Genomic DNA, 17071 nt, shown 5'->3' with positions numbered 1-17071 from the left:
CACGAGCGGCAGGGAATGCTGGAAACGCCAGCACAGAACAGCGCCGGGACGAATGATACACGTCGCGGACGGCAGCGTCGCCAAACGGTCGGGTTGCCGGGTCGGCACGTCGCTCGCGCCTGGCTGTCGATCCGCCTCATCGCGCCTTACGCGTAGCTGTCCGGATGCCCGCTTCGCTGCACTGAAATACACGGTAAGCGCAGAATGATTTCGCGAGCGGGAACATTGCGCGCGCGCACGGTTCGTAGCGGAACGGGCCTGCGGCGATACGCGCACGGCATCCTCTTCTCCCATCAGCTGTCAGCCAGCGAGAATCCAATGGAATCACGCCAGGGACGTTCGATCGAAGTCGATTTCTTTCGCGGTGTCGTGCTGATCGTCATCGTGCTCGATCACATGCCGGGCAGCCTGCTCTCGCATCTGATGCTGCATGCGTACGCGCTGTGCGACTCGGCGGAGGTGTTCGTGTTTCTCGGCGGCTATGCGTCGGCGGCCGCGTATATGGCGGTGCTCGCGCGCAGCGGCGTGGTCGCGGCGCGCTCGCGCTTCGTCCGGCGCTGCGGGGAAATTTACCGTGCGTATCTGTTGACCGCGCTGCTCACGCTGGTGTCGGGCGCGGTGCTGGCGCTGCTGCATCTCAATCATCCGATGGTCGATCTGACGGGCTGGCAGCCGTTCGCAAATCACCCGATGCGCACGACGTTCGACATCCTCCTGCTGCGGCAACAGCCGTATCTGTCGAGCGTGCTGCCGATGTATGTCATATTTGCGCTGTTCGTGCCGCTCGCGGTGCCGCTGGTGCGTCGTTCGCCGGTTGCGGCGCTCGCGTGCAGCCTGGGCGTCTGGTGGTTCGCGCCGCTGATCGCCACGGTTTTCAGCCTCGACGACGTCGCCGGCTGGGCGTTCAATCCGTTCGCGTGGCAGTTGATGTTCGTGCTCGGCATGATCGGCCGGTTGCATCCACCGACCTCCGCGCATCTCGCGTCGCCGGCCGGACGCTGGCTGTCGCGCATCGCGCTCGCCGCGGTGATCGGCTTCGCCGTCGTCAGGCTGTTTATTCTCGTTCAACCGTTGCCCGGTGCCATGAAGCAGCATCTAGCGTTCGTCAGAGTCGTCAACTTCGTCGCCATCGCGTGGGTCGTCTCGCTGTTCGTTGCGCGCGGCGCGGTCGCGCGGCTCGCGCAGCGTCTGCCGGCCGTCGTGACGGTGGGGCGCACGGGGCTCGTGTGCTTCGTCGGCGGCACACTGATTTCGCTCGTCGTCGATACGGCGACGCCGCACGGATGGCACGGTCTCGCCGGCTTCGTCGCCGCGCTCGCGGGCGACTTCGCAGCGATCGCCGCCGTGCTCGCGCTCGCCCGATACTGGCGTCACTGGCGTGGCCCGCATACTCGCGCGGCCGTGCAAGGCGCACGCGCCGGATGACGGCGCGGATCGCGCGTGTCGCGTCGCCTCGTGCATCGCATGCGTATGTCTGTGCATATGTCCATGCGGCGACGCAGTCACGCGCATGCAGTCGCGATCTCGCACGCGTCCTCGCGACGCTTCTCTGTATAGGACTCGCGACCACCGCGCGTCCCGCCCACGCGTATCACGCCCCCCTCGTCCCGCCACGTTGCACGGAATTCGCCGGGCTCGTGCTGCCGCCTGCCGCGATCGGTCTGCCGACACGCGGTGCGCAGATCGACGACGCCACCGTGATTCCCGCCAACGCGCCGGCCAACGTCGACGGCGAGTATTGCCGGATCACCGGCAGCATCAAGTCGATCAAGATCGGCGCGCCCGATATCCGCTTCGAACTGAATCTGCCGCGTCGCTGGAATGGTCGCGCGTTGCAGTTCGGCGGTGGGGGCTATAGCGGAGTGGTCGTGAGCGGAACGGGCACCGTGCCGTTCTCGCCCGACAAGCCGCCGCTCGCGCGCGGCTACGCGACGTTCGGCGACGACTCGGGCCACGTCGGCAATCCGGGTGTCGCGGCATTCGGACTCGTCGACGAGGCGGTGATCAACTTCGGCTACGCGCATCTGAAGAAGACGCACGACGTCGCGTTGACGCTGATCGCGCGCGGCTACGGCAGGCTGCCGGAGCGCATGTATTTCGCGGGCGGCTCAACCGGCGGACGCGAAGGCTACACGGCGATCCAGCGCTTCCCCGACGACTACGACGGCGTGATCGCCAACTCGCCCGCGCTGAATTTTTCCGGCGTGCGTCTGCTCGGCGTCAAGGTCGGGCAAGCCGAATATCACACCGTCGGCGGCTTCATTCCACCGGCGCTGCTCGATCGCGTCTATCGCCGCACGATCGATACCTGCGACATGCTCGACGGCGCACCCGACGGCATCGTCGGCAACATCGAAGCGTGCCGCGCGCTCGAACCGCAACTGATCCGCTCGATGCGTTGCGGCCCGCACGCCGACAGCGACGACGAAAGCTGCCTGAGCCCCGCGCAGGTCAAGACGTTGTCCGTGCTGCGCGACGGGCTCACGCTGCCCTATACGCTCGCATGGCAGGTCAACCGCTATCGCGGCTACAACGTCTTCCAGGGGACGCGCTTCACCGGCATGCTCGGCCTCGCGCATACGGCCGAGCGTCTGCCCGATCCGGCGTTCTTTCCGAACGGTTATCTGTTCGCGCAGGGCGACGCGTACATCCGCTACTTCGTGACGCGCGACAACAGCGTCGACTCGCTGCAGTTCGATGTCCAGCATCCGGGCGCGTATCTGCCGAGGCTCGTCGATCTGTCGGGAACGATCGGCGCGATGAACCCGGACATGTCGCGCTTCATCGCGCGCGGCGGCAAGCTGATCACGCTGCAAGGACTCGCCGACGAAGTGATCAGCCCGAACCAGACCATCGCCTACTATCGCGCGCTCGTCGCGCGCTACGGCGCTGCGCAGGTCGATGGATTCATGCGGCTCTACATGGTCCCAGGATTCCAGCACGGCAATGGCGCGTTCATTCCGTCGGTCGACATGCTCGGCGCGCTCGATAACTGGGTCACGCATGGCGTCGCGCCGCAAACGCTCGTCGCAACCGATCTCGCATCGGCGACATACGGACGCTCGCGACCGTTGTGCCGCTTCCCTGGTTTTCCGCGCTACGTCGGGTATGGCAGTCTCGATCGTGCGGAAAATTTCCGCTGCGCCGAGTCGATGAGCGATAGGTGAGAGTTTTCGGGACCGGTGAGTAAAGGCTCGTGAAGTGCGATCGATGCGTGATTGTGTTGCGTGCTTCGATGTGAGCGAAGACGCGTATCGCAACGTGCTGCATCCTGGTTCAACGTATGCATCCGCATCATCTCACCGCTTGCCGACGAAACCCGCAGAGGCTTATAGATAAAGGCTTTTCGGGCGGTATCGCCATCATTGCACGACGCTCGAATCACACACACGCAGCGACGATATTCAACACTTCACTCGCGCAAACGCTCGCGCTCGCATCGACACACAGGTGCATCGAGAAACATCGCACCGCTCACCGGTTCAATCTAAAGGTGAGCGTTTTCGGGACTTGCGTAACGGTGCGCATCCGTTCGGTTTCGTCGTCACCTTGAACGCCAACGGCCGATGCATCGCGTGAATGCATCGGCCGTCGAAGGGTGTCGTGCGTGTGGCCAGCGTCCGTCAGTCTTCGATCAAAAAGCGCTCGCGGTTCTTGCCGATCAGCCAGCCCGGCGTGCGGCCACGGCCGCTCCAGGTTTCGCCGCTCTTCGGATTGCGGTAGCGCGGCGGCAGCGGCGGCTTGCGCGCAGTAGTCGGACGCTTCGTCGAGAAGCCAAGCTCCTCGGCAGTGATGCCGTACTCGGCAATCTGCTGCTTGATGTCGGCAATCGCCTGCGCCACCTCTTTCTCGCGCGCGACGGCCACGTCCCTGTGAAGCTTCTCGAGCTGTGCTGTCAGTTGCTTATAGGTGGCCATGACACGTGTCTCCGATCGGTTTGGTAACGGACTGTGACCCTATCAGATAGAAAAAGTGCCGGATAGACGTATTTCGCCTCAGGCTTGCCAGATATGCCTCGCAAGCCGGTGAAACGTTTAATCGTCTAATGCTTCGTAGAGCCGTCTTTCGTAGTCGAGCACCATCGGAAATGGCTCGACCGTGCGCAACTGGATCAGCATGATGCCGATCATCTCTTCGACCGGATCGGCGAACCAGCTCGTGCCGAATGCACCCGGCCAGCTGAACGAACCGACCGAACGGTAACCGAGCAGCAGTTGCTGTGCCGGATCGTCGATCACCGACAGTCCAAGCCCGAATCCCTGGCCCGCCCAGCTCACGTGTCCGATCGCCGGCATGCGCCGCTGATCGCGCGTGAGGAAGTTGCTGCGCATCAGATCGACCGAGCGATGCGACAGCAGCCGCGTACCATCGACGCGTCCTCGCCCGAGCAGTAGCCGCGCGAACTGCAGATAGTCGTGCGCAGTCGATACGAGCCCGCCGCCGCCGCTCTGGAAGCGCGCCGGATTCGTCCAGCGGCTGCCCTCCGCCCGCTCCTCGACGACGCGTCGCCGGCTGTCTGCGTCGACACGCCACGAGGTCGACAGCCGTCCGATCTGCGACGACTCGATGCAGAACGTCGTGTCGCGCATGCCGAGCGGCTCGAAGATCCGGCTGCGAAAAAACTCGCCGAGCGACATGCCGCTCGCGCGCTGGATCAGCACGCCGAGCACGTCGGTTGCGATGCCGTAGTGCCAGCGCGTGCCTGGCTGGAACATCAGCGGCAACGTCGCGACACGCGCGAGCCAGCGATCCGCATTCGCATGTCCGTCGATGCCGTTGAACACTGACATGTACGCGTCGGAGAGCGGTCCCATCGACGTGAAGCCATACGCGAAGCCCGCGCGATGCGTGAGCAGATCGAGAACGGTTAGCGGCGTGCGCGCGGCGTCGGTCGCGTCGAGCGGCCCGGCCGGATCGCGCAGCACGCGCCGGTCCGCGAGTTCGGGCAACCAGCGCTCGACCGGCGCGTCGAGCGACAACCGGTCTTCTTCCATGAGTAACAACGCGGCCACGCTCGTGATGGGTTTCGTCATCGAGGCGATCCGGAACAATGTGTCGCGCTCCATCGGCAACGCGTCGATCTCGTCGCGCAAACCCAGCGCGTCGAACTGCGCGATCTCGCCGCGCCGCCACGCGAGCGTCACCACGCCCGCGACGTCGCCGCGCTCGACATAGGCCTTCATCGTGTCGGTCACCCGCACGAGCCGCGCCGGTGAAAACCCTGCTGTCGCCATCGTCGATCCTGCCACCTTGTTCTTCGAAACTCGTGTTCCCGTTCCGCCATGTCGTGGCGAACAATCTTCAACCTTGCGGGTACGCCTGCGTACCGCGCACGTCGTTCACGCGCGCTTCGAGCGCGCGCAGCGCTTCGTTGAGACGTCTGACGCGATGCGCCTGCGACGGCACGATCACCGCCACCGACACCGATTCGATCCGGTTGCGCCAGTATGACAAAGGTATGCGGTCCGATGACGAGATGCGAGCCATCACGTGTTCCAGATGTTCAATATCTTTTTCGAGCTGGAGGTGGTTCATTGTGTTTCCCCGGAATTCTCATTCAATTTTTAATGCCAAGCATTAATCATGCCTCGTGCGATTACCTGAAAAGCGGAAGCAAATGCCATCCGACTGCCTTCTTTGGGCTGTCTGGAAAAATTTACAGAAAGTGTTAGAAACCGCGTGAATCAAATGTAAAACCGCGGTCTGCGGAGTTCCGTTAGGCGCCGCACCGAACGCAGCGCTTCGTCTGAAGATAATCTGACGTAAGAAACGGAAGACTAACGTTGGCCAATCGGACTGTATATTCCTCATTTGCGGAACGGCCCGCATTGACGGCCAATCGGGTAGCCGACATTCCGACATCACCGAGGCCGCAGTGAATCCCCACGAAGAGCAATATGAGCGTCTTATCCATCGTATTTATGACACGGTCGGCAATCCCGCCGGATGGCAGACGATCTATGCCGACATTGCCGAGGCCATTGGCGCAAAAACCATTCACGTCCTCGCGTTCGACAAGGGCCACGACACGCTGTCATTCAGCGACGGTTTCAATCTGCCGATAGCGGGCGAGCTCGGCTATATCCAGCGGCATTATCGGAACGACCCACGGCTCGCGCTGATGTGGGCGCAGCCCGTGCAGCAGTGGCTGCACTGCCACACGCATTTCGACGATGCGTTCGTGCGCGGCAACCGCTTCTTCCAGCGGTTCCTGCTACCGCTCGGGCGGCGCTATGTGTCGGTGTGCAAGCTGATCGACGACGAGCGCGTCGCGGTGATGTTCGCGTGTCTGCGCGGCGCCGAGCAGGGACCGCTCGCAACGGATGCGGTCGCGTTGCTCGAGCGCCTGACGCCGCATCTCGCACGCGCGGTCGCGCAGCAGGCTACGCGCTACGTGTTCTCGACCGACGATCTGGTCGGCCACACGTTCGTGAGTCGCTGGGGGCAGCCGGTGATCCTCACGACGACAGGCGGCGAAGTGCTGCGCGTGAACGGCGCGGCTGAGCGGTTGCTGCAATCTACGTCGCTCGTACGTGTTGCGGGCCGCGCGCTGATCCTGCCCGCACCGTTTCTCGCCGGCTTTCTCGACGACTGCGCGCGGACCGAAGCCCGTTTGCGCATCCCCGACGCATGGGCGCGAACCTCGGCCGCGCGCTACCGGGCGTTACGCATTGCAGACGAAATGGACGAAAGCAGCGAAAGCGGCAAAACCGCGCTTTACGCGTTCTACAACCTGATCGTGCCGGGAGACGTATCGGAGGCATTCGGTCTGCGGCCGATCGCGATGCTGATCTTCTTCCACCCGGCCTCGGCGCCGGTGGTCGACGACGAACTGCTCGCCGCCGCATTCGATCTGACGCCGGCCGAATGCCGCGTCGCGCACTGGCTCGCGGAGGGTCAGTCGCTCAAGGAAATCGCGGAGCGCGTCGGCGTCCAGCACGACACCGTGCGCAAGCAGTTGCAATCGATCTATCAGAAGACGTCGACGAATCGTCAGCCGGATTTGATCCGGCTGCTGCTGCATCTGCCTGGGGCGCTGACTTGATTCGTACCCGGGCTTAGGTAGGTCACTTCGGCTTGCACGCGTACAGCAGTGAGCGCTGACCGTTGTCGGTGGACTGGCGCACGGTATCGAACGCGCCGCCGCACGCCGCGCGCGCCTGCTGCTCGCACGAATCCTGGCCGTCCGGACATTGCACCTGCGTGGTCGGCCGGCCGTCCGACAGAAACAGCGGCGCGCTGCTGCCGCAGCCCGCAAGAGCGACGCAGCCGGCAACGGCGAGCATCGCGCCCACCCGGAATAAACGACGATTGTGTTCCATGAAGAACCCCGATCGGCTTCTTGTTTTTCGACGACGAGATTGTGCCATGCGCGGGTTGCAAATCGACACTTGCGTGACAGTTATTCAGTCTGATGCGGCAAGCGTCTTGTAGGGGGCGATGCGTCATGTTCGTGCCAGCGTGTGTTGCAGCTCATCGACCCTACAGATTTAGCCCGACCTCGTGGTTACGTAAAAATGCAAAGCGTGTGTCACATTAATGCCCCGTCTTTTGGGTGGTTCATTTCGTGCGGCTCATTAAGGCTCGTCTCTCAATACGATTGAGTGCCGTGTCGCGTACAGCATTCACGCAGACAACGTTATGATGACCGGCGCCGACGGCTATTGCAGATGCAATGCCCGCCTGTTCTTCGCATGACACTTTCGAAAAATAACGGAAACAACTGCGCGATATAAACGGCGTGTCAGGTGAAACGATCGAACGCCTGCTTGCCGAATGCACTTTGTCTGGAGACTCCATGTCCTTCGTGATCGTCCTTGCCGCTTTGCTGTTCCTGATGTTCGCTGCGTATCGCGGCTATAGCGTGATTCTCGTCGCGCCGATCGCGGCGCTCGGCGCCGTATTGCTAACCGATCCGTCAGCAGTCGCACCGGTGTTCTCCGGCATCTTCATGGACAAGATGGTCGGTTTCGTGAAGCTCTATTTCCCGGTGTTCCTGCTCGGTGCGGTATTCGGCAAGGTCATCGAGCTGTCGGGCTTTTCCGAGTCGATCGTCGCGGCCGCGATCCGCTATATCGGACGTTCGCGCGCTAACGCAGTGATCGTCGCCGTCTGCGCGCTGCTGACTTACGGCGGCGTGTCGCTGTTCGTCGTCGTGTTCGCGGTCTATCCGTTCGCGGCCGAACTCTACCGGCAAAGCAACATTCCGAAGCGTCTGATGCCCGGTGCAATCGCGCTCGGCGCGTTCTCGTTCACGATGGATTCGCTGCCGGGCACCCCGCAGATCCAGAACATCATCCCCACGACGTTCTTCAAGACCACCGCCTGGGCTGCCCCGGTGCTCGGCGTGGCGGGGTCGATCTTCATCATCGTCGTCGGTCTGACGTTTCTCGAATGGCGTCGCCGCGCCGCGATGAAGAAAGGCGAAGGCTACGGTACATCGCTCGTCAACGAGCCGGAACGCGTCGAAGCATCGCATCTGCCGCATCCGCTGCTGGCTCTCGCGCCGCTCGTGCTGGTCGGCGTCGCGAACTTCATGCTCACGCGCATGATCCCCGACTGGTACGGCGCGTCATACACCGTGACGCCCGACGTGCTGCCCGGCATCCATGCGCCGGTCACGACGTCGATCAAAAGCGTCGTCGCGATCTGGTCGGTGGAAGGTGCGCTGCTGCTGGGAATCGTGCTGGTCGTGATCACCGCGTTTGGACGTGTGCGCGAACGCTTTGCGACGGGCACCAAGGCCGCGGTCGCCGGCGCGCTGCTGGCGTCGCTGAACACGGCTTCCGAATATGGTTTCGGCGGCGTGATCGCCGCGCTGCCCGGCTTTCTGGTGGTCAGCGATGCGCTGAAGAGCATTCCGAATCCGCTCGTCAACGCGGCCGTGTCGGTGAGTTCGCTGGCGGGGATTACCGGTTCGGCATCCGGCGGCATGAGCATTGCGCTCGCGGCGATGTCCGACACGTTCATCAAGGGCGCGCAAGCCGCGCATATTCCGCTGGACGTCCTGCATCGCGTCGTCGCGATGGCAAGCGGCGGGATGGACACGTTGCCGCACAACGGTGCCGTCATCACGTTGCTGGCGGTGACCGGCCTGACGCATCGCGAATCGTATCGCGACATCTTCGCGGTTACGGTGATCAAGACGCTGGCGGTGTTCTTCGTCATCGCGCTGTACTACGCGACCGGGCTTGTTTAACGGACCCTGGATCGAGCGGCGATGTGTGGTCTTCTGGAAAAATGACTGCACGTCCCGCTATCTGAACCCGTTACGCTGCCCGCAGCCCGCGTAGATCGACTTCAAGAATCACGGCAACGCGCTCTCCGGCGAGCGGACCGCGCCAAAGAAAGCACTTGAATTTGGGAATCTGGGGAATACGACGCCCGCTGCAGAAAGAGCGGGCTCGTTACAACGAAAGGGCGCGCGATGCGCCCTTTTTCATGACGTCACGCTTGCGCTGCTGCGGCGGCCGGTGCGGCTGCAACAGCCGCTTTCTTTGCGGCAGCTTTCTTTGCGGGTGCTTTTTTAGCTGCGGTCTTTTTGGCCCCGGCTTTCTTCGCGGGCGCCTTGGCACCAGCGGTTTTCTTCGCGGTTTTCTTTGCGCCGACCGCCTTTTTTGCCGCAGCCTTCTTGCCGGCTACTTTCTTCGTCGCTGCTTTAGCCGTGCTTGCGGCACCGTCGGCAGCACCGGCAATCAGGAATTTCGAGCGATCCTTGACGTCCTTGATCCATGCCGGCGGACGCGCATGGCCGCTCCACGTTTCGCCGGTCTTCGGATTCAGATACTTCGGCGGCAGCTTGCCCTTGGCCACCTTAGGCGCTTTCGTTCCCTTAGCCGGCCTGCCCACGCCTCGTGCACCTTCCCGGCGTGCCTTTGCACGCGCTTCGATATCTTCGCTGGTCAAACCATGTTTGATCATCAGCGCGCGGATCTGATCGAGTGCAGCTTGCGCACGGGTGGCGATGATCTTTTCCGCTTGCGCCTGGAGCTTTTTCATACGTGTCTGAATCTGTTCGAGCGTGGCCATTCGAGCCTCCCGTTAAGTAACGTGGGGGCACTATGCCACGAATATCAAAGGCGACGCTACTCTTTAGAGAATCGGTTACAGCAAATTTCAGTAAGGACGCTTCTCAAAGCGATGCCTTTGAATAGCTTCAGCACATGATTTACGCTGGGACGGCTACGGGATCTGTTCGCGTGCCCCGACTGCTTTCGCATTGAATTAATTCAAGCGGAATGCGATTGCAAGGTCGCTATATAGATGCAGTGACCAGGGCCCATTTCGTGCTGCCGCATCGCATATCGGCGTATTCGATCGTTTATCCGGACATCTATGCATCGCGTAGTCTGACCCGCGCATTGCATTTCAGGCTTCACGACAATGAGACGCCGGGCATATCCGGCTAGCCGCTTGCTCAAGCCTCAACGCGGCTTCGCTAACCCCTCTTTGCGCCTAAACGTTCCATGCACGACGCACGCGTTCGCGGATATCGGCGAGCCGTTCGAGCGGCTCATTCGCGAACACGAAGCGCAAATAGCGCTCGGCCTGCGGGCCCCAACCGGTCATCGGCGTTGCCGCGACGTCGCCCTTTTCGAACAGCAGACGCGATGCGTCGGTCGAAGCAAGACCCAGTTGCACGGTGTCGATCAATAACGACCATCCGCCGTCGGGACGCACGACCGGCAAATCGCGTAGCTCGCGCAACAGCAGATCGCGACGTGCCTGCCATTGCGCGACCGCTTCCGCGACGCCATCGTGCTTCGAGGTCAACGCGGCCGCCGCACCCGGCATGCCGATACCGACCTGGCACACCACGTTAGACAGACTGGTCAATCGCACGTCTCCCATGATCGCTTCCGGTCCGACGATCCAGCCGACCCGCCAGCCGATCATCCGGTATTCCTTCGATACCGAGCCGACCGTGATGGTCCGCGCGCGCATCTCGGGCAACGACGCGGGATGCACGATCTCGCGACCGTCGAACACGATGCGCTCCATCGCGGCGTCGTAGACGAGCCACGCATCGGCACGTCGGCAGTGCTCAGCGATCGCCTCCCATTCGGCCCGCGTCGCGACGAAACCGCTCGGCATCGATGGCGACATCACGAGTAGCGCACGCGTGCGTGGCCCGATCGCCGCTGCGAGGCTGTCGAGGTCAAGCCGCCAGCCGTCCGCCGATGGAACGAGCCGCGCGAACCTCGGCTCGCCGCCCGCGAGCCTCACGCGATTGATCAGCCCCGCGTAAGTCGGATCGGTCAGCACAACTTCGTCGCCGGGTTCGAGGATCGACAGCAGCACGTTGAGAATGCCGGCAAGACCACCGGCCGAAATCACGCATTCGCTTGCGGCATCGTATGAGGTGCCCGCACTCAACCCGACCCGCGCAACCGCCGCCTCGCGCAACGCAAGCTGACCCGTGAACGGCAGGTAGCTGTTCGCATCGTCGTCGTCGATCGCTTCGTGTGTGCGGCGGATCGCGTCGACCGGCGGCCGCAGATCGGTATCCAGATTCTCGAGCCGTAGAATGTCGCGATCGCTCGATGCGTCGGCCGCGTCGCCCATCTTGTCGACGCCGATGCCGGGAATATTTCGCAAACGTGATACCGTCATATCTACCTCCTCATCGTTTTTAATATATTAAAATGAAGAAGTCCGCCGGTGCAAAGGTTTTTTCCGAGTCGTTATGCGAGCGTCTGTGCGAGCGCATCCTGCGCGGCGAACTGACGCCGGGCACGCAGTTACGGCAGGACCGTATCGCGGAGGAATTCGGCACGAGCCATATCCCCGTGCGCGAGGCGTTCATTCAGCTCGAAGCGCGCGGCTTCGTCACGATCTTGCCGAATCGCGGCGCATTCGTGTCCGCGATGACGCGCGACGAAGCAGAGGAATTGCAGGCGATGCGCGTCGCGCTCGAACTGCTCGCGCTCGATACGGCGATCGATGCATTCAGTCCCGCCGATGCCGTGACCGCCCGCAGCGTGCTCGAACAGGATGCACGTGCAAGCGACGTCGATCAGTGGTCGAAGGACAACTGGGCGTTCCATCGCGCGATCTATTCGGCAGGTGGCAAGCGACATCTGATGGATGCGCTCGAATCGCTATGGCAGAAAGCGGACCGCTATCTGCGACTGGTCTGGCAACTGGCCGCGTATCAGGACACGTCGTTTGCCGAGCACACGCAGATTCTCGCGGCCGTCGAAGCGAAAGACCGGCGACTCGCCAAACGCCTGACCAAAGAACACATCACCGAGGCCGGCATTGTGATGCTCGAAGCGTTGCACGCGCATCGGTCAGCATGACGATGCAAACACGTGTTTGCTTAAGGAAGTCCGCTAAAGAAACCAGCGGATTGGTCTGATAGATCGGCGTTAGCCCCACCTCGACAAGCGGATATCGACGGCTCACGATAATGCCGTCAGCAGAAGTGCGATCGTGCGATCAGGCTGACTCGAGTAACAACGGCGTTTAGGCGGCCCGTCCCTGTCGGACGGGCTTTTTTTTATCGTACGTTCGTGCGTGGTCAACGATCAGAGCAACGCGATCTGCTGTTGCTGCACACTCTCGGGACGTTCGAGCGACAGCAGCGCCTGCTTCCTGTGCAGGCCACCCGCGTAGCCGGTGAGATCACCCGCACTCGATATCACGCGATGACACGGCACGACGATCGACACAGGATTGCGCCCGTTCGCGGCGCCCACCGCACGCGCGCTACCGGCCGCGAGACCGAGACGTCGCGCGATGCGTCCATAGCTCTCGATCTCGCCGTACGGAATCCTCACGAGCTGATCCCAGACGCTGCGTTGAAACGAGGTGCCGCGCGGCCGCAACGGCAGCGTGAACGCGTGCCGTTCGCCCGCGAAGTATTCGACGAGCTGCATCTGCGCGTCGCGCAGCACGCGTGGCAACGCTCGCGGAAATTCGTCCGGCGACGTGCAGCGCGGTGCAACCGAAGCGGCATCCATCGCAGGAAAATACTTCTGTCCGACGAAGAAGAGACCGGTCAGCGCATCGTCTTCCGCGCGCAGCAGGATGTCGCCGAGCGGGCTCGGCACGAACATGCAGGTCGTACTCATGCGGCACTCGCCTGTTGTGCGGCTGCGTAGGCGATGTGCTGGACCGCGTAGGCACGCCACGGTGCCCAGCGTTCGCTATCGTCCACGCTCTCATTCACCGGGTATGCATTCGGCCAGCCGAGCGCATGCATCGCGATGTATTGCACCGACCACTCGTCGAGACCCACGACATCGCGCAGATGCGCAAGCGTTTCATCGAGCGGCGTGAACGGTTCGAGAAACACGCGCTGCTGTGCGACTTCGGCGGCAAGCGTCAGCACGCATGCGGCGGCACGGGCAGGCAAACCGGTCGCGCACAACGCATCCGCAGACACATCGACGAGCGCATCCGCACGCGGAAACGCGCGACGCAACCCTTCGGGTGCATGTGCGACCGGCGAGCCGAACGTGTCCGCGATGCGCTGCAGCCAGCCGTGCGCCTCGACCGGCGACCACTCGCGCAACGCGATCGCACGCAATGCGATTTCGAAACCGTCGAACGCACCCGGTACGCGCAGGCCCGGCGTCGACGTGGCGAGCGCACCGAGTTGCGCATCGATCAGATCGGGCCGGCAGTCGAGATCGAAAAAGCGTCGCACCTGCGCGAGCAGCGACGGCACTGCCGGCGTTAGCGAAGACGACACCGCAATCCGCAGCGCCTGACGCTGTGGCAGATGCGTCGCGCGCAGCCAGCCGGTCAAAAACGCACCGTCGTGCGGCACTTCAAGGGCGCGCAGATAGCTGTCGTGCGTCACGCGCTCCACGCCACTTATCGCCTGACCGGTGAGGATATACAGGAGCGCATCCCACGCGAACGGTGGCCGGTACGGCAACTCGAGCGACAACATATCGGCGTCGGACACCGCAGTCACCGCGCGTTTGCGCACGCGCGCCGGACTGAATCCGTAGCGACGGCTGAACAGATCGTTGAAGCGTCGCACGCTGCCGAAGCCGGACGTCAGCGCGACCTGCGCAGCCGGCAACGCGGTTTCGGCAAGCAGGCGTTTCGCGAGCAGCAGACGCTGCGTCTGCGCGTACTCGATCGGCGACACACCGAACTCCGCTTCGAAGATCCGCCGCAGATGACGTGTGCTGACGCCAACCCGTCCCGCCAGCGCGGTCAGGTTGCCGTCGTTCAGAAAGCCCGCGCCGATCAGCGCGGCCGCCGCCTGCGCGAGCCGCCGCGACACGTCGAGCAAACCATGCCCCGGCGCAAGCTCGGGACGGCAGCGCAGGCACGGCCGGAAGCCGGCCCGTTCCGCAGCAGCCGCGTTCGGATAGAAACGGCAGTTTTCGAGCTTCGGCGGGCGCACCGGGCAGACCGTGCGGCAGTAAATGCCGGTCGACGTCACGGCAACAAAAAACCAGCCGTCGAAGCGCCGGTCGCGGGCCAGCACGGCCGTGTAGCAGGTATTGCGATCGAGTTCCATGGGGGTACTGTAGCCTGGGCGGCGCACGAACTCTGGCCGGAATCGGACATGAGTGTGACGCGGCGGCGGGCGGTTTCGACGGCCCTTCGGGGCAGCGCTCGCGAGGGTGCTACGCTGACGGGCACCGGACACGCACCCGTCGACGGAGAACCGATATGACCACGTCCATCAAGTCTGCCTCATCGGCCGCCGCTTCGCTCACCGCCCATTACTCGGCGATGGCGCGCAACAACGCGTGGTCGAACGCACGCCTGTTCGGCGCGTGCCTCGCGCTCGACGACGCAGCCTTCGCCGCCCCGCGCACGAGTTTCTTCCCGTCGCTACGGCAAACGCTGAATCACGTGCTGCTGGTGGATCGCTACTATCTTGATGCGATGGTCGACGGCGGCATGGGGCTCGCGATCTTCGACGACGAGGAGCCATGGCCGCATGCCGCCGACCTATGGGCCGCGCAGTCGGACACCGACCGTGCGGTCATCGCATTTTGCGATGCGCTGGACGAAACCGCGCTGGGGCGCGAAGTCCGCATCGACCGGGGGCCGCGTATCGGCATTCATCGCGAGACGGTCGGCACCGTTCTGCCGCATCTATTCATTCATCAGATTCATCATCGCGGCCAGGCACACGCGATGTTGTCCGGCACTGCGATCGCGCCGCCGCAACTCGACGAATACTTCCTGATTGCCGATACACCGGTGCGCGACCGCGAACTGGCCGCGCTGAAGATCGAACCGCCCCCACCCCGTTGAACAAACAGGTCGCCCGCGAGGTCACCCGCGAGCCAACCCGCGCCGCCACTGCGTCGCAGCGTAATACGCAGGTGCTACACAGGCATGACATCGGCGCACGACGTCAAGCGCATTCGCTGCGCCGCACCGGGACATGTAAAAAGGCAAACGGCGAAATCGCGAGTCGCGTTAAACTGGGTCCGATTACTCTGCGGCAGGTCAGGCGCGCCGCAGCGCCCACGCCCGGCAAAGCACGCCCTGTGAGCGCTGTACGACAGACGGCACGCGCACCCGCCCATACAATGATGGTTCGATTCAACAATGAAACGAGGACAGTCGATGCGTACTACCGGGTCTTCCGGGTCCATGGCCCTGCTCACCGAATACGACGACGCGACGGCGCGCGAACTGCGTTCGCTGCGCCTCGAATCGACAGAAGACGGTAAAGGCATCCTTCTGGTCGAAGTCGACGAGCGCAAGCCCGGCATTCATCGTGAAGTGCGCTACGAAATCACGCCCGCCGAACTGATCGCCGCGATCCGTGCGCACGGCGCCGAACTGCCCGGCGAACAGCACAATCACCGTCAATAACGTTCAATAAAATCCGGCGCGGCGGCCAGCGCAGTGGCGAGTTTTGCGGGCGCCGCCGCTTTGTCCCGCTGCCGCGATTCCCCTTGCTCGTAATGCCCATCGGTCGCCACGGTCCGGCGCCATGACCGACTACGTTCGGGAACCCTTGCACGTCTCGAAAATGCGTCCATAATCGTTGGGTTCCCGTCACATCGCGGCTCTCAAGGCCGCCAGGTAAGTCGATGCTACATGACCTCGTCGAACAGTACGGGCCTGTACTGGTTTTTGGTAATGTTCTCGCCGCTTCGCTCGGGCTGCCCGTGCCCGCGATGCCGACACTCGTCCTGTTCGGCGCCATGGCGGCCCTTCATCCCGCTTCAGTCGGTACGCAGTTGCTGCCGGTGCTGGTTCTCGCCGTCTTCGCGACGTTGATCGGCGACAGCGTGTGGTTCCTCGCCGGCCGGCTGTACGGCGGCAACACGCTGAAAACGCTGTGCAAGCTGTCGCTGTCGCGCGATACCTGCGTGAAAAAGACCGAACGCTTTTTCGGCCGCTGGGGCGTGCGCGTGCTCGCGGTGGCGAAGTTCGTCCCGGGCCTGTCGATCGTCTCGATCCCGATGGCCGGCGCGATGGGCACGACCTACCGTGCGTTTCTGAGCTACGACGCGATCGGCGCGGCACTGTGGGCCGGCGTCGGGCTGGTGCTCGGCGTGATGTTCGCGCCGCAGATCGACATGCTGTTCGCCGGCGCGAGCCGCCTCGGCAAACTGACGGCCGGCGTCGTGGTCGTGCTGTTGCTGCTTTATGCCGCGTACCGCTGGTACCGGCGTCGGCAGCTGATCAAGAAGCTCGCCTCCGCGCGGATCGGCGTCGACGAGCTGTACAAGATCATGCTCGCCAAGGCGCCGCCGGTCGTGCTGTTCGACATCCGCTCGCGCGAGAAGCGCACGCTCGACCCGTTCGTGATTCCAGGCTCGATCTTCGCGGACGAACGCGAACTCGACCAGATCGTCGCGAAGTACCCGCACGATCACAAGATCGTGATCTATTGTTCGTGCCCGAACGAAATTTCGGCGGCATGGATGGCGAAAAAGATGACCGACGCCGGTTTCGCCGACGTCGTGCCGCTGCTCGGCGGCCTCGACGCATGGCGCGATGCGGGCTGCGAAGTCGAGGCGCTGATCGAAGAGTCCGACCATCCAGCCGACGTGCACATCACGCCGAACCCCGCATAACCGTATAAGCGCGCCCGCCGCGCAATCGCAGCGCCCAACCCCATCGCGGCGCG

At 63.2% G+C, this 17071-nt stretch carries 16 protein-coding genes; 8 read left to right on the top strand and 8 right to left on the bottom strand.

What is annotated here, in order from left to right; genetic code table 11:
* Nucleotides 1-318 precede the first annotated feature (318 nt).
* Nucleotides 319-1425, top strand: a complete 1107-nt coding sequence (locus E1748_RS08200) for an OpgC domain-containing protein (RefSeq protein WP_133646595.1) — start codon at nt 319-321, stop codon at nt 1423-1425.
* Entirely contained in the window at nt 1422-3167 is a 1746-nt protein-coding gene (locus E1748_RS08195) for a tannase/feruloyl esterase family alpha/beta hydrolase (protein ID WP_133646594.1), read from the top strand. Before E1748_RS08200 ends, E1748_RS08195 begins: the two co-directional genes overlap by 4 nt.
* A gap of 456 nt (nt 3168-3623) precedes the next feature.
* Here the strand turns inward: E1748_RS08195 and E1748_RS08190 are convergent, their stop codons facing one another.
* The 3 genes from E1748_RS08190 to E1748_RS08180 form a co-directional block, all read right to left on the bottom strand.
* A complete protein-coding gene (locus E1748_RS08190) occupies nt 3624-3917 on the bottom strand; it encodes an H-NS histone family protein (RefSeq protein ID WP_133646593.1) in 294 nt (97 codons plus the stop codon).
* Between the two features lie 117 nt (nt 3918-4034).
* Nucleotides 4035-5234, bottom strand: coding sequence for a serine hydrolase domain-containing protein (locus E1748_RS08185; RefSeq protein ID WP_133646592.1), 1200 nt, complete (start codon nt 5232-5234; stop codon nt 4035-4037).
* A gap of 67 nt (nt 5235-5301) precedes the next feature.
* Nucleotides 5302-5535 (bottom strand): hypothetical protein, encoded by a 234-nt coding sequence (locus E1748_RS08180; RefSeq protein WP_133646591.1) that lies wholly within the window; start codon nt 5533-5535, stop codon nt 5302-5304.
* Nucleotides 5536-5875: 340 nt separating this feature from the next.
* On the opposite strand from E1748_RS08180, the gene E1748_RS08175 reads away from it, so the two are divergent.
* Nucleotides 5876-7045 (top strand): helix-turn-helix transcriptional regulator, encoded by a 1170-nt coding sequence (locus E1748_RS08175; protein WP_133646590.1) that lies wholly within the window; start codon nt 5876-5878, stop codon nt 7043-7045.
* A 22-nt stretch (nt 7046-7067) separates the two neighbouring features.
* On the opposite strand, the gene E1748_RS08170 is transcribed toward E1748_RS08175, so the two are convergent.
* Nucleotides 7068-7322 (bottom strand): hypothetical protein, encoded by a 255-nt coding sequence (locus tag E1748_RS08170; protein WP_133646589.1) that lies wholly within the window; start codon nt 7320-7322, stop codon nt 7068-7070.
* A 476-nt stretch (nt 7323-7798) separates the two neighbouring features.
* Here E1748_RS08170 and E1748_RS08165 point away from each other — a divergent pair, with 476 nt between their 5' ends.
* Nucleotides 7799-9199 (top strand): GntP family permease, encoded by a 1401-nt coding sequence (locus E1748_RS08165; protein WP_133646588.1) that lies wholly within the window; start codon nt 7799-7801, stop codon nt 9197-9199.
* A 248-nt stretch (nt 9200-9447) separates the two neighbouring features.
* Here the strand turns inward: E1748_RS08165 and E1748_RS08160 are convergent, their stop codons facing one another.
* Together E1748_RS08160 and E1748_RS08155 are read right to left on the bottom strand one after the other, a co-directional pair.
* Nucleotides 9448-10029 carry an H-NS histone family protein gene (locus E1748_RS08160; protein WP_133646587.1) on the bottom strand — a complete coding sequence of 194 codons (582 nt, stop codon included), beginning with the start codon at nt 10027-10029 and terminating at the stop codon, nt 9448-9450.
* A gap of 426 nt (nt 10030-10455) precedes the next feature.
* Entirely contained in the window at nt 10456-11613 is a 1158-nt protein-coding gene (locus tag E1748_RS08155) for a pyridoxal phosphate-dependent aminotransferase (protein ID WP_133646586.1), read from the bottom strand.
* 32 nt (nt 11614-11645) lie between these two features.
* On the opposite strand from E1748_RS08155, the gene E1748_RS08150 reads away from it, so the two are divergent.
* Nucleotides 11646-12302, top strand: coding sequence for a GntR family transcriptional regulator (locus tag E1748_RS08150; protein ID WP_133646585.1), 657 nt, complete (start codon nt 11646-11648; stop codon nt 12300-12302).
* A 228-nt stretch (nt 12303-12530) separates the two neighbouring features.
* Here the strand turns inward: E1748_RS08150 and E1748_RS08145 are convergent, their stop codons facing one another.
* The gene (locus E1748_RS08145) at nt 12531-13076 is read right to left on the bottom strand and encodes a methylated-DNA--[protein]-cysteine S-methyltransferase (RefSeq protein WP_133646584.1); all 546 of its coding nucleotides are present in this window, start codon (nt 13074-13076) and stop codon (nt 12531-12533) included.
* Nucleotides 13073-14485, bottom strand: a complete 1413-nt coding sequence (locus E1748_RS08140; protein ID WP_133646583.1) for a DNA-3-methyladenine glycosylase 2 family protein — start codon at nt 14483-14485, stop codon at nt 13073-13075. Before E1748_RS08140 ends, E1748_RS08145 begins: the two co-directional genes overlap by 4 nt.
* A gap of 155 nt (nt 14486-14640) precedes the next feature.
* Here E1748_RS08140 and E1748_RS08135 point away from each other — a divergent pair, with 155 nt between their 5' ends.
* The 3 genes from E1748_RS08135 (at nt 14641) to E1748_RS08125 (ending at nt 17018) form a co-directional block, all read left to right on the top strand.
* A complete protein-coding gene (locus tag E1748_RS08135; RefSeq protein WP_133646582.1) occupies nt 14641-15234 on the top strand; it encodes a DinB family protein in 594 nt (197 codons plus the stop codon).
* Between the two features lie 318 nt (nt 15235-15552).
* Entirely contained in the window at nt 15553-15804 is a 252-nt protein-coding gene (locus tag E1748_RS08130; protein WP_035560791.1) for a hypothetical protein, read from the top strand.
* 221 nt (nt 15805-16025) lie between these two features.
* On the top strand, nt 16026-17018 hold the full coding sequence (locus E1748_RS08125; protein WP_133646581.1) for a DedA family protein/thiosulfate sulfurtransferase GlpE: 993 nt from the start codon (nt 16026-16028) through the stop codon (nt 17016-17018).
* Nucleotides 17019-17071 lie beyond the last annotated feature (53 nt).

It is taken from the genome of Paraburkholderia flava, assembly GCF_004359985.1.
In the GTDB taxonomy this organism is placed as follows: Bacteria; Pseudomonadota; Gammaproteobacteria; order Burkholderiales; family Burkholderiaceae; genus Paraburkholderia; species Paraburkholderia flava.
Note: the sequence above shows the minus strand (reverse complement) of the source record. Positions and strands in the feature narration are given on the sequence as shown.

Excerpts from the sequence above, each read along its gene's own strand:
- E1748_RS08200 (WP_133646595.1), top strand. The coding sequence starts at position 319 with ATGGAATCACGCCAGGGACGTTCGATCGAAGTCGATTTCTTTCGCGGT.
- E1748_RS08140 (WP_133646583.1), bottom strand. The coding sequence starts at position 14,485 with ATGGAACTCGATCGCAATACCTGCTACACGGCCGTGCTGGCCCGCGAC.
- E1748_RS08150 (WP_133646585.1), top strand. The coding sequence starts at position 11,646 with ATGAAGAAGTCCGCCGGTGCAAAGGTTTTTTCCGAGTCGTTATGCGAG.
- E1748_RS08165 (WP_133646588.1), top strand. The coding sequence starts at position 7,799 with ATGTCCTTCGTGATCGTCCTTGCCGCTTTGCTGTTCCTGATGTTCGCT.
- E1748_RS08125 (WP_133646581.1), top strand. The coding sequence starts at position 16,026 with ATGCTACATGACCTCGTCGAACAGTACGGGCCTGTACTGGTTTTTGGT.
- E1748_RS08145 (WP_133646584.1), bottom strand. The coding sequence starts at position 13,076 with ATGAGTACGACCTGCATGTTCGTGCCGAGCCCGCTCGGCGACATCCTG.
- E1748_RS08135 (WP_133646582.1), top strand. The coding sequence starts at position 14,641 with ATGACCACGTCCATCAAGTCTGCCTCATCGGCCGCCGCTTCGCTCACC.
- E1748_RS08195 (WP_133646594.1), top strand. The coding sequence starts at position 1,422 with ATGACGGCGCGGATCGCGCGTGTCGCGTCGCCTCGTGCATCGCATGCG.
- E1748_RS08155 (WP_133646586.1), bottom strand. The coding sequence starts at position 11,613 with ATGACGGTATCACGTTTGCGAAATATTCCCGGCATCGGCGTCGACAAG.
- E1748_RS08170 (WP_133646589.1), bottom strand. The coding sequence starts at position 7,322 with ATGGAACACAATCGTCGTTTATTCCGGGTGGGCGCGATGCTCGCCGTT.
- E1748_RS08190 (WP_133646593.1), bottom strand. The coding sequence starts at position 3,917 with ATGGCCACCTATAAGCAACTGACAGCACAGCTCGAGAAGCTTCACAGG.
- E1748_RS08185 (WP_133646592.1), bottom strand. The coding sequence starts at position 5,234 with ATGGCGACAGCAGGGTTTTCACCGGCGCGGCTCGTGCGGGTGACCGAC.
- E1748_RS08130 (WP_035560791.1), top strand. The coding sequence starts at position 15,553 with ATGCGTACTACCGGGTCTTCCGGGTCCATGGCCCTGCTCACCGAATAC.
- E1748_RS08160 (WP_133646587.1), bottom strand. The coding sequence starts at position 10,029 with ATGGCCACGCTCGAACAGATTCAGACACGTATGAAAAAGCTCCAGGCG.
- E1748_RS08180 (WP_133646591.1), bottom strand. The coding sequence starts at position 5,535 with ATGAACCACCTCCAGCTCGAAAAAGATATTGAACATCTGGAACACGTG.